The following is a 15,888-nucleotide window of genomic DNA, read 5'->3' as shown; positions in this document are numbered from 1 at the left end:
GGTTCCCCTCTTTCCTCCCTTTCCTCCCTGGTTTTGGGGTGGGGGGGGGGGGGGGGGGGGGGGGGGGGGGTCGGTTTTGGGGTTTCCTTCGTTCGATTGGTCCCCCCCAGGCCGTTCTGGACGTTCTGGACGGCTCGCCGGGCGGTCAGCCGCCCGACGTCTCGACGATCCTCAGCCGCGCCGGGTGCCGCCTGGCCGGTTGCGGTGGCGGCCGACGGTGCCGACGCGTTTGAGGGTCCGGACGATCGGGGCGGTCTCGACCGTGTCGATGCCCGGGAGGGCGCCGAGACGGTCGGTCAGGTAGTCGTACAGGTACTCGTCGTCGGGGCAGAGGACGGCGGCGAGGAGGTTGGTCCGCCCCGTGGTGGCGGCGGCGTAGGCGACTTCGGGGTGTTCGGCCAGGGCTTCGCCGACGGCGGCGAGGTGCGAGGGCCGCACCGACATCCAGATGGCGGTGGTGGTCGGGCTGCCCAATAGCCGCTCGTCGACGTCCACGACGAAGAAGAGCGCTCCGGCCGCGCGCAGGTGGGCGATCCGGCGGCGCACCGTCGACTCGTGGCAGCGGCCCTCGGCGGCCAGCGCCGCGTACGTCGTACGGCCGTCGCGGGCCAGGGCGGCGAGCAGCGTGTGGTCGAGGTCGGTGAGCTCCAACGGCGACGGCGACGACGACAGCCGCCCATCGGGGGGCGGGAACGTTGGGGGTGGGACGGCAGGAGGCGGGAACGCGGGGGCGAGCGCGTCCCGCTGGTCCTGGTCCAGCTCGCAGGTCAGGGCGCCCCAGGTGGTCGGGCCGCCCTTGAACAGCCGCAGCACGCGCTGCGCGGTGATCGAGGTGACCCCCGGGAGCCGATCGAGCAGGTGCACCGGCGCGTCCTGGGCGCGGTCCCGGTGCGCCACCAGATGGCAGATGATCTCGGTGGCGCCGGAGGCGAGCTGGACCCACCGCGTGTCCTCCCGCGCGGCCAGGGCCCGGGCCAGGCCGAGCGACGCGCCGGGGGCGGACTGCAACCGCAGCGCCCACACGGTCTGCCCGACCGGCCGGGGGTTGAGCCTGCCGATGACGCGCAGCCCGGCGCTCTCGCACAGCGCGGCGTAGCGGCGGGCGACGACCTGCTCGGAGACGCCCAGCACCGAGGCGATCCGACGCAGGGGGGCGCGCCCGTCGATCTGGAGGGCGTGGATCAGCCGGAGATTGAGGGATTCCACGGATCCAGACCCTACCCGGGGCGGTATCCGGCACGTACGCCCGGACTCGTTGCGCCCGCTCGCGGCCGATCCGGATCATCGGTGCGCAGGCCGACGCGGCACCTGTCCGCGCGGAACTGCGATCCCCGTGGCGGCCGCGCCGCGGCTCGGCCGCCACCCGCGAGGAAGAGGAGGAGGGGAGACCCGGGCACACCACCCGGCTCCCCGACGGCAGATGAGCGCATTCCGTGATCTTCGGCATTACATCGACCACCTGACCGAGGTCCTCGGGAAGGACGAAGTCCTCCAGATCGACGGCGCCGACCGGGACCTGGACATCGGAGGCATCACCGAACTGCTGGCGGAGCGGGAAGGCCCCGCCCTGATGTTCGACAACATTCCGGGATTCCCCACGGGGTACCGGGTGTTCACCAACTTCATGGGGACGCCCGCCCGCACCGCGGTGGCGCTCGGGCTGCCGCACGACACCGCCGAGCTCGACATCGTGCGGGCCTGGAAGGACCTCAGCAAGCGGATCGAGCCCGTTCCCCCGGTGGAGGTCGCCACCGGCCCGGTCCTGGAGAACGTCCTGGTCGGCGAGGACGTGGACCTCGGGATCTTCCCCACCCCGCGCTGGCACGACAGGGACGGCGGCCGCTACATCGGCACCGCCTGCATGGTGATCACCCGTGACCCCGACAGCGGCTGGGTCAACGTCGGCACCTACCGGGCCTGCGTCCAGGGCCGCGACCGGTTGTCGCTGTGGATGCTCGGCAACCGGCACGCCAAGGCGATCGCCGAGAAGTACTGGGCGCGCGGCCGGACCTGCCCGATCGCCGTGGTGGTCGGCCAGGACCCGATCCTGTCGACCGCCGCCGCGATCGCCGCACCGTCCGGGATGTCGGAGTACGACCTGGCGGGCGGGCTGCGCGGGGAGGGCGTCGAGGTCCTGTACGCGCCGGGCAGCGAGCTTCCGATCCCGGCGCACGCCGAGATCGTGATCGAGGGCGAACTGCCGCCGGTCGAGGAGGAGTCCGTCCTGGAGGGCCCCTTCGGGGAGTGGACCGGCTACTACACGCACTCGGGCCAGGAGACCGTCGTCCGGGTCACCCGGATCCTGCACCGCGACGACCCGATCATCCTGGGCGCACCGCCGATGCTGCCGACCATCCCGGCCGGCGACCAGGCCGTTCCGCTCTACTCGGCGTCGCTGACCTGGGACCACCTGGAAGCGTCCGGCGTGCAGAACGTCAAGGGCGTGTGGGCCTACGCCCGGCAGCTCCTGATGGTCGTCTCCATCGAGCAGACCGGCGCGGGGGACGCCATGCACGCGCTGCTGGCGGCGGCCGGGCGCAAGCGCACGGGCGGCATGGAACGGTACTTCGTCGTGGTCGACGAGGACATCGACATCACCGACATCAACCACGTGCTGTGGGCGATGTTCACCCGCGTCCACCCGACCGAGTCCATCCAGGTCCTGCGCGCGCCGACCACCGCCATCGACCCGCGGCTCGCACCCGACAAGCTCGCCGCCGGCGACCTGTCGATGGGCATCGTGCTCATCGACGCGTGCAAGCCGTTCGCGTGGAAGGACCGGTACCCGCCGGCCAACCGCGTCGACCAGGCCACCCGCGAGCAACTGCGCGAACGGTGGGCGGGCGTCCTGGCGCTGTAGCCCGCCGGAGGGGAGGGGGCCCGGTGCGCCCCCTCCCTCACCCTCCCCTCCGGTCCTCCCCCCCTTCACCCCTACGCCAGGAGCACATTGTGCCCGCCACACCCCCCACCACCCGCCTCGTCATCGGAGTCACCGGCGCCACCGGCGCCCCGATCGCCGCCCGCCTGCTACAGGTCCTGCGCGAGGCACCCCAGGTGGAGACCCACCTCGTCCTGAGCACCTGGGCCCGCTCCACCATCGAGGTGGAGACGCCCTACAGCGCCCGGCACTTCGCCGAACTCGCCGACGTGACACACAAGTTCGGCGACCTCGGCGCCACCATCTCCTCCGGCTCCTACCCGGTCGCGGGCATGGCCATCGTCCCGTGCAGCATGAAGACGCTCGCGGCCGTCCGGCACGGCATGGCCGACAACCTCATCACCCGCGCCGCCGACGTCACCCTCAAGGAACGGCGCCCACTGGTCCTCGTGCCCCGGGAGACGCCCCTCAACGAGATCCACCTGGAGAACATGCTCGCGCTCTCCCGGATGGGCGTACGCATCGTCCCCTCGATGCCGGCCTTCTACGACACCCCGAACGGCATCAGCGACCTCGTCGACCACATCGTCATGCGCATCCTCGACCAGTTCGACCTCCCCGCAGGCACCGCCGACATCGCAGAACGCTGGCAGGGCCTGGCCGACACCCGCCACCACCACCCCGCCTCCTAGCGCCGCGCGGCACACCCGCCCGCTACGAAAAACCACAGCGCTGGTCGCAGCCACCCACAATGTGGCCGCGACCAGCGCTTTCCGGAATCAGTCGAGGATGGCGTCGATCTCCACTTCAACGAGCCATTCGGGATCGATGAAGCGTGAGACCTCAACGACGGTGCAGACCGGACGGACCGACGCGAACCGCTCCCCGTGCGCTCGCGCGGCCTCCTTCCAACGCGTCACATCGGTGAGCATGAGACGGGTCCGCACAACGTCCCCCAACGATGCCCCCGCCTCCTTCAGCGCGGCCTCCGCAATGTCCAGACACCTGACAGTCTGGGCGTACACATCGCCCTTCCCCACGGTCGTCCCACCGTCCCCGATGGGAGCAGTCCCCGCGACTGCAACGTGTGACCCCTTGCGGACTGCCCGGGAAAAGCCGATCTGAGGTTCGAGAGGCGAGCCGGAACTGACTATCTGCCGATGATCCATCGCACCATGCTCCCAGAGCACCGCACATCTGAAAACAGGCCCTCCACCGGGCACTTCGCCCCTGAAGCAGCCCATCCCCCGCGCCTGCGGGGATGGCTACTTCCCGCCGATCGGAATCGTGCTCCACCCGGAGCAATCCCCGCGCGTGCGGGGCCGATCCATTGATTTCGGCCGCCACGCCTCCTTCGGGGGAGCAATCCCCGCGCATGCGGGGCCTACGCTTCGTGACCTGCGAGTCTATCGGCGGGAGCGGGCTGAGAGGATCAGTCCGTCGAAGTCGACGGGCTTCCAGCGGTCCTTGCCGGCGGTGCGGACGGTCCAGCCCTGTTCGTTGGTGGCGGGTTCGACGAGGACGGCTTGGCCGTCGCCGATGCGGGTGGCGAGGAGGTCCCAGAGGCGGTCGCGGATGCGGCGGCTGGGGGTGCCGACGAAGACGCCGGCGTTGACTTCGACCATCCAGCGGGTGAGGTGGCCGCGCAGGCCTTCGGGGGCGGCGATGAGGATGATGACGGTCATGGGCTGTCCGTGTCCTGGGTGAACTCCGGGCCGATGATGGCCAGGTGTTCGTCTCCCATTCCTGGGTCGGAGACCGGGGGCGTCGGCGTGCCTTCCGTCCCGGACCAGTTGACGCCGCCCTGGACCGTGCCGACGCGTTCGTCCCAGAGTTCGTTGACCTCGACGTCCGGCATCTCGGTGCCGTCCGGGCTGAGGAGGGCCTTGACGTCGTTCACGATGCGGCCGAGCAGTTTGTCCTCGGCGATGCGGTCGCGCAGGCCGAGCCGGGCGTCGCGCTCCTCGGTGTGGCCCTGCTTGGCGAGGTCGAAGGCGAGGGGGATGGTGTATTCGGCCTTGTAGAGGTCCGCGATGTCGAGGACGAACGAGGTCGCCAGGCCGGTGTGGACGAAGCCGAGGCCGGGGCTGGCGCCCAGGCCGGTGATGACCGCGTGGCAGATCCCGTAGAGCGCGGCGTTGGCGGCCGACAGGAGGCGGTTGAGGTCGTCGCCGGCGGCGTGGGCGTCGCCGGCCTTGTAGACCCGGCCGTTCCAGGGAACACCCGTTCGGCGGGACTCGGCCTGGTAGAGCTTGCGGATGCGGGCGCCCTCGCGACCGCGCAGTTGCTGCATGGTGGCGGCGCTGACGTCCTCGCCGGGGAAGCGCATGCGGTACATGGTCCGGGCGACGGCGAGGCGTTCCTTGGTGCGGCTGACCAGCCAGGCGTGCCGGTTGAGGAGGGCCGCGCCACGGCTGGGGCCGAGTCCTGCGGCGTACATCCGCACGCCCTGCTCGCCGACCCAGCACACGGTGGTGCCGGAGTCGGCGAGCAGGTTGACGGCGCCGTGGGTGATGCGGGTGCCCGGGCCGAGGAGCATCACGGCGACCATGGCGGCCGGGACGCGGACGGTCTCGCGCTTGTTGATGACGACGACGGCGTTCTCGTCGCGGTCGATGTGGCTGCGCTCGACGTAGACGCTGGAGACGCGGTCGGCGAGGCGGTGCAGGTCGTGGGGGTGGGCTTTCCACCAGATGTCGGCCATCGGTCAGTGGTGTCCGGTCGGCAGCGGGGCGAGGGTGAGCAGGCCGCAGCCGTAGGCCTTGGAGGGGCCGATGCCACCGAGGAGGGCGGCCTGGAGGAGCCCTGGGTCGGTGATGCGCAGCCGGCCTTCGAAGGTGGCGGTGGTGAGGGTGACCGGGCTGCGGGTGCCGGGCTTGGTGAAGGTGTTGCGGCTGCGGTCGGTGATCCGGGCCTCCCGGGCGGGCTGCTGCGCCTCTGCGGGGGTGTCCGAGGCCGGCGGTTCGAGGCCCGGGGCCGCGCTGTCGGTGCGCGCTTCGGGGATGGTGAAGCCCCAGCGCTGGGTGCGTTCGAGGAACCAGGTGAGCTGCTGGGCGGCGGTGCGGTGGGCCATGCGGTAGGAGCGGTGGTGGAGTTCGGCGGCGGTCTTGGTGCGGTGCGGGCTCGCCTTGGCGGGCTTGGAGGTGTTCTGGACGGGGCTGGCCTTGAGCCGGAAGGCGAATTCGCGGCCGACGGCGAGCTGGGCGAGCAGCGGGCTGTAGTCGCGGACCGCGTAGTGCTCGCCTTCGGCGTCGGGCCAGCCCGCCTGTTCGACGATGTGGGTCCAGTCGGGTTTGGAGGGGGTGAGGACCAGCAGCGTGGGGCGGCGCGGGTGGTCGGCGTCGAGGCGCCAGAGGATCCGGTCGCCGGCGGCGGGGTCGGGGATGCCTGCGGTGACGGCGCCGTGCAGGGCGCGGGGGTTGGCGAGCAGGGTGCGGCTGGCGGCGCGCAGGGGGTTGATGCGGACGCGGGAAAGGTAGGTCATCTGGTCACCAGCCCAGCAGGGCGAACGGGTCGTGGCCGCCGGCCGCAGTGGCCGGTTGGGCGGTCGTGGTGGGCGCGGCAGACAGGGTAGACGGGGCGAACAGCGCGGACGGGGCGAGGCCGGTGGGGACGTTGAGCCAGGCGTGGCGGATCCGCCGGGTGGTGAAGCCGCGTTCGCGGGGCGCGAAGGAGCGCGGGACGTCCTGCAAGGTGTCGTCGCCGGCCGGGTCGTCGAAGGTCGCGGCCAGGTCGATCCGGTGGGGCGAGAACGGATCCGGACCGCGTTCGGCCCGTCGGCGGTAGGCGGCCTTGGCGGCGGTGCCCGCCTGCCAGGGCTCGTCCGCCAGCACGTCCTCCAGGGCTCCGGTGCGCACGGTGCCGAGGGCGATCGGCTGGGTGGGGACGCAGGAGCGGCGGCCGAGGGCGAGCGGGAAGGCGGGGCGGCGGATCGCCTCGGCGAGCGTCGCGACGAGGCCGGCCGGGCCCTGGACGGCGGCGACGAACACCGCGTCCTGAAGGTAGTAGCGGTGGGTGACGTGGGTGTCCTTGGCCGGGGAGGTCGGCTTCTGGACGCCCTTGGCGTTGACGCCGCTCTGCGGCAGCGGGCGGCCCCGGTAGTCGCTGACGGTGTGGTAGTCGCGCAGCAGCGTGCCGGGCTGGTCGATGCGCACGCCCAGGCGCAGGCCGACCAGGCCGGTGATGTCCGCTTCGCGGGGAAGTCCGGCGGCGGCGGCGAGCAGGCCGACGACCCCGGACTTGGTCGGCTGGGGCGGGGTGTCGCGGCGGTTGAAGGCGCTGCGGTCGCCCCAGGACTGGAGCGGCCCGGCCAGGCGCAGGACGAGGACCGCCTGCGCCTCGCCCTGCGGGGCCGGTACGGGGGTCAGGTCGGCGGGCATCAGTTGTCGTTCACCCCCTCGGTGAGGGCGGTGCGCAGGCCGTCGCGCAGCTCGGTGAAGGTGCGGTTCGCGCCGAAGGCCTCCGCCAGCTGCTGCGCGGACTCGGCGGCGCCGGTGTCCGCACCGAGGGTGTGGCAGATGCCGACGTACAGCGGGCTGTCTCCCCACTGCTCGGTGGCGGTGGCGAACTCCACGGCGAGGCGGCGCGCGGACTCGGCGACGATGCCCCGGCTCGCCGGGACGGGGTTCTCGTACGCGGACACGAGGTTCACGGGCTGGTCGGCGCGCACGACGACGGCCACCAGGCTGGGGCGGGTGCGGTGCGCGAAGGAGTTGCCGTAGCCGGTGGGCATGGACCGGGCGAAGGAGTCGACGAACAGGTCGACGGCGTCGACGGCGGCCTTGTCGTCGCCGAGGTTGCCGCGCAGCTGGTGCAGGCCCACGGTCGCGTAGCGGTAGAGGGTGGCGGAGTTGAAGCCGATGGTGCCGATCATGCCGGCGCCGGTCTCCTCGGCGGTGTTCTCGTCGTCGACGGCCGTGTAGTAGTCGAATTCGAGTTCGGCGGCGTGGGTGGAGATCGCGTGCGCCACCTGGGTGGCGGCGTCGACGTTCAGGCCGGGGATGTCGGCGACCATCCGGCCGAACAGCGCGACGTCGGCCGGGTGGCCGCTCTGCAACTGCTCCTTGACCGGCAGCGCCTTGACGGCCTCCTCCAATGCCTTGGCGTCGAGGGCGGCGAGGTCGGCGGCGGTGTCGGCGACCAGGTCGACGATGCCGTCCAGCTGGCGGCGCCCGTAGAAGAGGAGGTAGGCGGTGTCGCCCTCCTTCTTGCCGGCGGAGATCCCGGTCGACTTGATCAGGGCGTCGGCGATCCGCTGCGCGTCCTCGGCCTCGATGCCGGCGCGCTCGGCGATGCCCTTGGCGAGCTGGGCGGCGATCCGCTTGGTGCGGGTGGCGAGGTCCTGCCGGTCGCGGCTCTCGGCGAAGTGGATGCGGGTGGCGCGCTTCCAGGCCTGGGAGGAGACGCGCGAGCGGCGCTTGCCGCCGAAGTACGCCTCCTTGGGGTTGCCGTTGTCGTCCCGGTTGAGGTTGGCCGGCGGGACGGTCTGCAGGATGTGGACGTCGATGTAGAGGCGGGCGGTCATGCGCTTCTCCTCGGGGGTGGTGGTCCGGGTGTGTCGGGCGCTCAGTCGGCGGGCGTCTTGTCCTTCCACGCCTGGTAGCCGATCGCCCACTTGAGGCGGACCTGCGGGCGCCGGTCGGTGCTGTGCCAGGCCTGGATGTCGGCCATCAGGTGGCTGTAGTCCAACGGCTGCGTGATGGAACGCAGTTGGGTGATCAGCCCACGCAGGTGGACCAGCAGCGCGGACACGCTGGTGGCGCCCGCGAGTTGCGCGACCCGGGTGTCGAGCGCCTCCTCGCTGACCTTGCCGCTGCGGCGCAGCACTCGCAGCGCCTCCCCGAGCTTGACGCCACGGCGGTGCATCGGCTTGGACTGGCTCTGCTGGTGCAGGCCGTAGAGAGCCAGCGCGGCGTGCTCGGCCTTCTGCTCGTCGGACACCTCGTCGCGCAGCGCGAGGACGTCGTTGACCTCGCAGCTGTAGAGCGGCCACATCTTGGGGCTGTCCATGACCGGGCGCCCGAGGCCGGAGCGCAGGGCCGCCAGGTCCTCGCCGGGCGGCCGGCGTGGTTGCTTGGTGCGGGGGTCGTACCGCCAGTTGTGGTCGGGGCCGGTGAACTCGTCCCAGTACCGGCGCCTTCGGGCGGCGGCGATGCGCTCAGCGGCAGTGGCGTGCTCAGCGGCGGCGCCGGCGGTGTGCTCAGTCGTCAAAGTCCGCTCCGGGGTCGTGGTCGAGGGCGGGGCCGGTCTCGGCCGCCCGCGCGGCGGCCGCTTCCCGTACGGCGGCCGCTTCCCGGACGGCGTCGGCGTACCGGGGAAGGATCTCGTCGAGCCGGCGCCGGAAGTTGGCGCCCGCGGTACCGAGCCGGTAGGTCTGCGTCTTGCCCGCCTTGCCGCCCAGGCTGATCGTGCGGCCGCCGAAGGTGGTGGCGGGTGCGGCCAGCAGGAGCGTGTTCGCCACGTCCCACGCCTGGCGGTGGGCGAGTTGTTCCCAGGCGAGCCGGCCCCGCTCCAGGGCCTCGTCGTCCGCGCCGGCGGTGCAGACGCCGGCGAGCAGGCGGCGCACCAGGGGGTCGAGGGTGTGCAGGAGGAGCTCGCCCGGTCGCTGGCCCTTGTCCCAGGGGATGGGGTCCGTTCCGGCGGCCCGGCGCAGGTCGGCGGAGAGGTTGCTGACGGCCTGGGCGAGCCGTTCCGCCTGCTCGGCGACGTCCAGGAGGAGCAGCTGGGCTTCGCTGTCCTGCTGGAGGGCGAGCAGCGGCAGGGGGATGACGTCGTGGATGACGTCCTCGACGATCGCGGACTGGGTGCCGTAGACCATGCCGAAGGTCTCGACCTGCAGCGGGTAGTCGGCGGGGAGTCGGTCGTCCTCTTGCAGGGCGCTGATCTGGTCGAGCAGGATGCTGGTCTCGAAGCCGCCGTCGGGGCCCTGGCGAGTGGGCGTGAGAAGGGCCTCCAGACCGCGCCAGGCGGCCTTGCCCTGGGTGTGGCGGCGCGGCCTGCGCTCGGACAGGGCGGAGGCGGACTTCTTGGCGGGGGCGGTGAAGGTCCAGGCGGTGTGGGGCTCCTGCTCGGGCATGGGCGTCAGCCGGTCCCCCGCGCTGATGACGACCCGGGCCACCTTCAGCTGCCCGGCCTCGTCCTGGTGCGGGATGAGGCGGATCCGCCGGGCCTGCCAGGTCCACAGGTCGAGGAGGCCTTCGGCCGCGCGGGGCTGCCAGGCGGGGCCGTGCGGGCCGCGTTTCCACTGCGGGAGGCCGAGGTTGTCGGGCGGGGTGAGCGGAAGGTTCAGCAGGAGGGTCTCGTACAGGGTGCGCCCGGTGGGGATGATGACGCCGAGCTGGCCGAGCGGGCCGGTGGGGTTCCCGGTCGTCTTGCCCGCCTTGACCTGGTCGTCGCCGACGACGCCGGTCTTGATCGCCGCGGTGTCCCAGCAGTGGGCGTGCACGAGCCAGTGGGCGGCCTGGGCCGGCGTCAGGTCGAGCGGGTCCGCGTCGGTACGGGTGCCGAACAGCGGGACGTTGTTGCCGCTCGCCGCGGTCGCCACCAGGGCGGCGGAGCCCTTCGTCTCGTCCTTGGCGGTGCGCAGCCCGGCGACCTGCCCGAACGGGGCGGCGGGGTCGAAGAGGTCGAACTTCGCGTGGTGATCGGCGAGGTAGATCTCCAGGCTGCCCAGCTCGTCCTTCGTGAATCCGCCGCCCTCCCGGGAAAGCCGCTCACCTTTCTCCCCGGGGTTCTGGGGCGCGCCGGTGGCGTCGGCGACGACGGGCAGCAGGACCTGGCGCAGGACGGCCGGCAGCTGCGTGGAGAACTCGACGACGAGGCCCTCGAACTCGTGGGCCCGGGCCAGGGCCCCAGCGATCCCCACCTGGACGGGGGGCCCGCCACCGACGGGTCGTACCGTCAGCCACGGTTCGTCGACAAGGTTGTACCCAGGCACGCGCTGATCTCCCAACTAGCCATGTTTAGCTTGTTGCTGGTTCATCGTGGCACCGGCGGATGCCTGTTGTGGGGTGAATGCTTGAATTGCCCCCGGCCCCGCCTGCTTTGGTGCGCGGGGATGGCCCGTGGCCGTGTTTTCCGGCCCTGGTCGGCTGCAAGTCGGCCCCGCGGTCGCGGGGTTGAGGGGGTGGGGCGACGCCTGTTCGACTCACCCCCTCGCCTTTATCGGTACCGGGGCGCGCTGGGGCCCTCCGCTCACCACGAGGCCGAGCAGGTCGTCGTAGCGCAGTTGGAAGTCACCGAGGGCGGCGTCCCCGCGCTCGTCGAGTTCGAGGGCCAGGCTGTATCGCAGCCATGGATGGTCGCGCCAGCCCGACAGCGGACCGAGCACCTGCTCGGCGACCTTTGTCAGTTTGGTGGGCAGGCGCACCGTCCCGGAGAACACGTCGTCCACCGTCTCGGCCGCGACCGTCCCGTTGGGGCCGAGCTTACGGCCCGTCATCGCGTGGAAGTCTTCCCCGGTGCGGCGCACCAGCACGACCTCGACGCTCCGGTCCCCGTCCCGGACGAGCGCCTCGAACTGCCCCTCCGCCAGCGTGCCGTGGGCTCCGTAGTGCAGACCGGCCAGAGTCTGCGAACCGTGCTCCCCGGCGCGGGTCAGGACGTACTGGGCGGCTTCCTCGCGGCGTTTGGCCTGCCGCTTCTCCCAGTCCTGCCGCGCCTGCGCCTCGGCCTCGCTCCACTCCGCCGGGACGACGGGATCGGTGCCGTAGACCCGGGCGACCAGGTCCGGCACCTGTCCGGGGATGCCCCACGCGCCTGCGTCGGCCTTCGCCGCCCGCTCGACCTCGGCGGCCGTGCGCAGCAGGAGGTAGCGGCCGTAGATCCCCTCGGAGTCGCGCAGGATCTGCGGCACGCCGTCGTCGTCGAGGCGGATACCGGTGATGACAACGGTGGGCCGGGACAGCCGGCGGGGGCGCTGCACGCCGTCGTGGCGGTGGAGGCGTCCGATGCGCTGGAGGAGCAGGTCCATCGGAGCGAGGTCGGTGATCAGCAGATCGGCGTCGACGTCGAAGGACTGCTCCGCGAGCTGGGTCGCGACGACGATCATCCTGCCGGGACGCCCGGATCCCTCGGCCGGTGGTCCGAGGAGCTTCAGCACCTCCTGCGTACGGTCCGCCCGGTGGCCGGCGTGCAGGCGCCCGTGCAGGAGCCGGACATCAGCGCCGAACTCCTTGCGGAGGGCCTCGAACGTGGACTGGGCGCGGGCCACGGTGTTCCGGATGACCAGCACGCATCCGCCGTCGACCAGCCGCTCCTTCAGATAGTCGACCACGGCGGCATCCTGCGCGACTTGGGCGTCGGTCCGCGTCGGCTGTTCATCGAGCACCTCGACCCGCACCTGAAGGTCCTCACGCCAGGATGCGGTGCTCTCCACCAACAACTCCGGCCGCCCGTCCGGCCCCGCCCAGGCCGCCGTGACGCTCGGATAGCCCTCCGGCTCGGGCAGCTCCAGGGCCGCCGAGGCCTCCGCCGACCGTGCACCGGCCAGGTAGGCGGCGACCAGGCGGCGCCGCTGCTCCGGCGGCAGCGTCGCCGACAGCAGCACCACCGGCACGCCGGCCTGCCCGAGCCACCACAGGCCCTCCAGCAGGAACTGCGACATGTAGACGTCGGCGGCGTGGACCTCGTCGAGGATCACGACCTTGCCCACCAAGCCGGCCATCCGCAGCATCACGTGCTTGGTACGGGTCGCGGCGTACAGGAGCTGGTCGATGGTGCCGACCGCGAACGGGCTCAGCAACCCGCGGCGGCGGCCGAGGAACCACTCGGCGGGGGCCCGGCGCTCCCCGTCCGCGCAGCCGTCGAAGCAGTCGGTCTGCATACCGAACTCGTCTTCCCCCACCGAAGCGAAGGGGTCGTCGGCGTCCTGCCCCCACTCCCCCGCGCCCTCCAGCAGGCCGCGCCACTCCTTGTTGAACATCCGCTTGCCGTGCAGCAGCGCGACCTGGCCCTCCAGCCCATCGCCGACCTCGCGCAGCCACGACCGGACCTGGGTGAACATCGGGTCCGCCGTCGCCTGGGTCGGCATGCCCAGGAACGCCCCGTCCGCACCGTGACGCGCTGCCAGCAGCTCGGCCGCCGCCAGCGCCGCCTTCGTCTTGCCCTCCCCCATCGGCGCCTCGACGATCACCAGACCGGACCCACCCATCCGACGCACCACGTCGAGGACCAACTCCTGCGAAGGCCTGGTCCCGTGGCCGAACCTGTCCCGGAACGTCTCCGGGCCAGGCGCCGCCAACGCTCCCCATCCACCGCGCAGTTCGAGCCTCGACCACGCCGCCGCAGCCCGCTGCCGCGCCTGAGACATCGCCACCTTCGCCAGATCGGACACACCCGTGAAGTGCCGCTCGTCGCTGGCGATCCAGTCCGCCATCACCACGAAACCGGACAGCTGAAGCTGCGCCGCCCGGCTCGGCACCAGCACCGGCTCCACCGCGGCCAGCGGCGACTCCCCCTCATAGCCGAGCTCCCGCGAGAACGCCTCCACCAGCGCCGACTGCGCGAGCTTCCAGGGGCGGCCGATTCCCTGCAGCTTTTCGTTCTTCTTCGGCGGGCTCAGCTGCCCCAACGTCGGGATCAGCCCGTGGTGGCCGGCGACCAGCGGCCAGACCCAACCGACCTGCTCCTGCGACCACTTCGCTTCGGTGAGCAGCGCCTTCAGCACCCGGCCACCGGCCTTGTCATGCCGCCAAGACGAGCCCTTCACCGCGTACTTGTCCCAGGTGAGCCCCGCTTGACGGACCGCAGCCTCGCCGGCGGCATCGAGATGCTGAAACGCCGGGGTGGCCTTGCCACAGTCATGAATCCCGCACAACCAGGCGAACAGACGCCGCCCCTTACCCGCTCCCCCCGCCAGAGCGTCCAGGCGCCACCGCGTCACCGGCGGCAGGTAGCGATCCCAGACAATCTCGGCCACCGCCGCAGTGTCCAGCATGTGCGACAGCAGAAGGTTGGCCGTCCCCCCGGCCCGCCCAGCGGACTTACCCCACAGCGCACCCAGCCACCCCCTGACCTCGGGCGGGTACCACTGCCAACGATCCTCAACCATCGTCTCAACCTCCACGTGCAGGTACGCTTCGAGAGCGTAGGACACGGCACTGACAACTCGCCTCGGAGCAAAGAAATATGACGGTCACACATCGACTCCCCTCCGGGCTGCCATCCGATCGAACTGAATCAATCAGGCCCCTCGCCCGCTAATCACCGCAGGTCAGAAAGCGTCGGCCCCGCGCTCGCGGGGATTGCTCCCCCGGCTGGCGCGACGTCACCGACGTCGGACGGTCGGCCCCGCGCTCGCGGGGATTGCTCGGATCGCAGTACGTCCAGCAGGCCCAGATGTGGGTCGGCCCCGCGCTCGCGGGGATTGCTCTTTCGAGGAGCGGTGGGGGCAGGCGCGGATCACGTCGGCCCCGCGCTCGCGGGGATTGCTCACGGGGCGCCCCCCGGCCGGGTTGGCCGGGGGAGTCGGCCCCGCGCTCGCGGGGATTGCTCCAGTTCGGCCTCGGCCCAGGCGCGCAGCCGGTCATCGGCCCCGCGCTCGCGGGGATTGCTCCTGTCGCTCACCGCCTTCTACAAGCAAGGCCGGATCGGCCCCGCGCTCGCGGGGATTGCTCGGCGGTCGGGTCGGTGTCGGCGAGGGTGAGCGGATCGGCCCCGCGCTCGCGGGGATTGCTCCCTGTTCGCCAAGAAGCTGGGTGCGGCTGGCCGATCGGCCCCGCGCTCGCGGGGATTGCTCCGGTGAGCACGGGTTGGTCCCCCTGGCGGGTGTGATCGGCCCCGCGCTCGCGGGGATTGCTCCTGGCCGCCTACGCGGAACGGCTGATGGAGACGATCGGCCCCGCGCTCGCGGGGATTGCTCCGCGGCCGGGTCGCTCTGCTGGGGCTGGGTGGGATCGGCCCCGCGCTCGCGGGGATTGCTCCCCCGAGGTGTCGATCTACCAGTACGTCACCGAATCGGCCCCGCGCTCGCGGGGGTTTCTCCCCTTCGGATGGCCAGATCCCTCGGTTCCTGCTATCGGCCCCGCGCTCGCGGGGGTTGCTCCGGCGTAGCCCCGCTGGACAGTTCCGGGGTTGTATCGGCTCCGCGCTCGCGGGGGTTGCCCCACCGCCCGGGGCGACGGCGTGGACCAGGGCTCGTCGGCCCCGCGCTCGCGGGGGTTGTTTCGGCCGCCATGGGGTGGTGCGGTGAAGCGGGCGCTCGGCCCCGCGCTCACGGGGGTTGCTCCGGCCTCGTCCCGCCCACGCTCGACCAGCTCAGCGCGATCGCCCGCCCGATCGGGATCCCGCTCTGGCATCTGTTCCGCGACGAGTAGCACTGGCCGGCCGCACCGCCGTACGGCCGGCCGGGGAGTCACTTCTCGGGGTTCGGCGGCGGGTCGGCCGGCGGCGGCGGGGTCTTCGGTGCCGCCGGCGGTGCCTTCGGGCCACCGATTCCGCCCGAGCCGCCGCTGGGGTCCTTCTGCGGGGTCATGTCGTCCTCCTCGATCTCCTCGTCCGCCAGGATCGGGATCTCGCCCAGCGGCGGCATCAGGGGGTGCCGCCCGCGGTTTGGGCCCGCGGTCTCACGGCGGCCCCGACTCCAAGCGCCCTGGCGTTTAGGGGGGATGGTCGCGCTCATGGTGTCCTCTCTGTGACTGTCCTGCCGGGTCACCCATGATGGGGCCTCAGCCCCACCCGTTGCCGAACGTCCCCACCGGATGGCCGAGGTCCGCACACGACGCACAGATGACCCGCGAGTACAGCACCGCAGGGCCGCGCACGATCGACTCGACACCGCCCAGCATCGACGCCGAACCCGCCGGAGACCCGCAGGTCGAACAGGTCCGAGTCGCTCGGGCCTCGGTGTAGCAGGGCCAGCAGACGACTCGGCGCGGGTCCTCGGTCAGCAGCGCCATGGGCTGGATGCTGGTCAGGTGCGCGCAGAGCCGCAGCGTGCCGTATTGCCGGGCCTGGTCCATGGTGGTGGCGTCTCGCACCCACTGGCTGGCCTCCTCCATGGGAACCGCTCC

At 72.0% G+C, this 15,888-nt stretch carries 14 protein-coding genes and 1 CRISPR repeat array; of the genes, 2 read left to right on the top strand and 12 right to left on the bottom strand.

Features of this window, described 5'->3' with window-relative positions:
- Positions 1-171 precede the first annotated feature (171 nt).
- On the bottom strand, positions 172-1,206 hold the full coding sequence (locus tag ACFVX9_RS13800; RefSeq protein WP_387981736.1) for an Lrp/AsnC family transcriptional regulator: 1,035 nt from the start codon (positions 1,204-1,206) through the stop codon (positions 172-174).
- 214 nt (positions 1,207-1,420) lie between these two features.
- Here ACFVX9_RS13800 and ACFVX9_RS13795 point away from each other — a divergent pair, with 214 nt between their 5' ends.
- Together ACFVX9_RS13795 and ACFVX9_RS13790 are read left to right on the top strand one after the other, a co-directional pair.
- Positions 1,421-2,860 carry a UbiD family decarboxylase gene (locus ACFVX9_RS13795; protein ID WP_380481346.1) on the top strand — a complete coding sequence of 480 codons (1,440 nt, stop codon included), beginning with the start codon at positions 1,421-1,423 and terminating at the stop codon, positions 2,858-2,860.
- Between the two features lie 89 nt (positions 2,861-2,949).
- Complete coding sequence (locus ACFVX9_RS13790) at positions 2,950-3,570, top strand: UbiX family flavin prenyltransferase (RefSeq protein ID WP_387981734.1); 621 nt, start codon at positions 2,950-2,952, stop codon at positions 3,568-3,570.
- An 87-nt stretch (positions 3,571-3,657) separates the two neighbouring features.
- Here ACFVX9_RS13790 and ACFVX9_RS13785 read toward each other — a convergent pair whose 3' ends face one another.
- The 11 genes from ACFVX9_RS13785 to ACFVX9_RS13735 all read right to left on the bottom strand — a co-directional run bounded on the left by ACFVX9_RS13785 (position 3,658) and on the right by ACFVX9_RS13735 (position 15,855).
- Positions 3,658-4,047 (bottom strand): RidA family protein, encoded by a 390-nt coding sequence (locus tag ACFVX9_RS13785; RefSeq protein WP_363378571.1) that lies wholly within the window; start codon positions 4,045-4,047, stop codon positions 3,658-3,660.
- A gap of 237 nt (positions 4,048-4,284) precedes the next feature.
- Positions 4,285-4,563, bottom strand: coding sequence for a type I-E CRISPR-associated endoribonuclease Cas2e (gene cas2e, locus ACFVX9_RS13780; RefSeq protein ID WP_331744407.1), 279 nt, complete (start codon positions 4,561-4,563; stop codon positions 4,285-4,287).
- The gene (gene cas1e, locus ACFVX9_RS13775; protein ID WP_380481350.1) at positions 4,560-5,582 is read right to left on the bottom strand and encodes a type I-E CRISPR-associated endonuclease Cas1e; all 1,023 of its coding nucleotides are present in this window, start codon (positions 5,580-5,582) and stop codon (positions 4,560-4,562) included. The genes cas2e and cas1e overlap by 4 nt, the downstream gene beginning before the upstream one ends.
- A 3-nt stretch (positions 5,583-5,585) precedes the next feature.
- On the bottom strand, positions 5,586-6,362 hold the full coding sequence (gene cas6e / locus ACFVX9_RS13770; protein ID WP_380481352.1) for a type I-E CRISPR-associated protein Cas6/Cse3/CasE: 777 nt from the start codon (positions 6,360-6,362) through the stop codon (positions 5,586-5,588).
- A 4-nt stretch (positions 6,363-6,366) separates the two neighbouring features.
- Complete coding sequence (cas5e, locus tag ACFVX9_RS13765; protein ID WP_380481354.1) at positions 6,367-7,257, bottom strand: type I-E CRISPR-associated protein Cas5/CasD; 891 nt, start codon at positions 7,255-7,257, stop codon at positions 6,367-6,369.
- Positions 7,257-8,402: a type I-E CRISPR-associated protein Cas7/Cse4/CasC gene (gene cas7e, locus ACFVX9_RS13760; RefSeq protein ID WP_380481416.1), complete on the bottom strand. Its 1,146-nt coding sequence runs from the start codon at positions 8,400-8,402 to the stop codon at positions 7,257-7,259. Before cas7e ends, cas5e begins: the two co-directional genes overlap by 1 nt.
- Before the next feature lie 41 nt (positions 8,403-8,443).
- Positions 8,444-9,088, bottom strand: a complete 645-nt coding sequence (gene casB / locus ACFVX9_RS13755) for a type I-E CRISPR-associated protein Cse2/CasB (RefSeq protein ID WP_380481356.1) — start codon at positions 9,086-9,088, stop codon at positions 8,444-8,446.
- On the bottom strand, positions 9,078-10,814 hold the full coding sequence (gene casA, locus ACFVX9_RS13750) for a type I-E CRISPR-associated protein Cse1/CasA (RefSeq protein ID WP_387981731.1): 1,737 nt from the start codon (positions 10,812-10,814) through the stop codon (positions 9,078-9,080). Before casA ends, casB begins: the two co-directional genes overlap by 11 nt.
- 210 nt (positions 10,815-11,024) lie before the next feature.
- Positions 11,025-13,973, bottom strand: a complete 2,949-nt coding sequence (cas3, locus tag ACFVX9_RS13745) for a CRISPR-associated helicase Cas3' (RefSeq protein ID WP_387981730.1) — start codon at positions 13,971-13,973, stop codon at positions 11,025-11,027.
- 127 nt (positions 13,974-14,100) lie between these two features.
- Positions 14,101-15,105: direct repeats of the CRISPR family, unit length 27 nt; unit sequence TCGGCCCCGCGCTCGCGGGGATTGCTC.
- A 125-nt stretch (positions 15,106-15,230) separates the two neighbouring features.
- Complete coding sequence (locus ACFVX9_RS13740) at positions 15,231-15,407, bottom strand: hypothetical protein (protein ID WP_387981729.1); 177 nt, start codon at positions 15,405-15,407, stop codon at positions 15,231-15,233.
- A 136-nt stretch (positions 15,408-15,543) separates the two neighbouring features.
- Positions 15,544-15,855, bottom strand: coding sequence for a hypothetical protein (locus tag ACFVX9_RS13735; protein ID WP_387981728.1), 312 nt, complete (start codon positions 15,853-15,855; stop codon positions 15,544-15,546).
- Between the last annotated feature and the right edge of the window lie 33 nt (positions 15,856-15,888).

This window comes from Kitasatospora sp. NPDC058243 (assembly GCF_042882025.1).
GTDB lineage: Bacteria > Actinomycetota > Actinomycetes > Streptomycetales > Streptomycetaceae > Kitasatospora.
This window is presented reverse-complemented; position numbering and strand designations above follow the sequence as displayed.

Bases quoted from the DNA above. Each gene is read 5' to 3' on its own strand.
- cas6e (WP_380481352.1), bottom strand. From the start codon at position 6,362: ATGACCTACCTTTCCCGCGTCCGCATCAACCCCCTGCGCGCCGCCAGC.
- ACFVX9_RS13785 (WP_363378571.1), bottom strand. From the start codon at position 4,047: ATGGATCATCGGCAGATAGTCAGTTCCGGCTCGCCTCTCGAACCTCAG.
- cas7e (WP_380481416.1), bottom strand. From the start codon at position 8,402: ATGACCGCCCGCCTCTACATCGACGTCCACATCCTGCAGACCGTCCCG.
- cas1e (WP_380481350.1), bottom strand. From the start codon at position 5,582: ATGGCCGACATCTGGTGGAAAGCCCACCCCCACGACCTGCACCGCCTC.
- cas2e (WP_331744407.1), bottom strand. From the start codon at position 4,563: ATGACCGTCATCATCCTCATCGCCGCCCCCGAAGGCCTGCGCGGCCAC.
- cas5e (WP_380481354.1), bottom strand. From the start codon at position 7,257: ATGCCCGCCGACCTGACCCCCGTACCGGCCCCGCAGGGCGAGGCGCAG.
- ACFVX9_RS13795 (WP_380481346.1), top strand. From the start codon at position 1,421: ATGAGCGCATTCCGTGATCTTCGGCATTACATCGACCACCTGACCGAG.
- ACFVX9_RS13740 (WP_387981729.1), bottom strand. From the start codon at position 15,407: ATGCCGCCGCTGGGCGAGATCCCGATCCTGGCGGACGAGGAGATCGAG.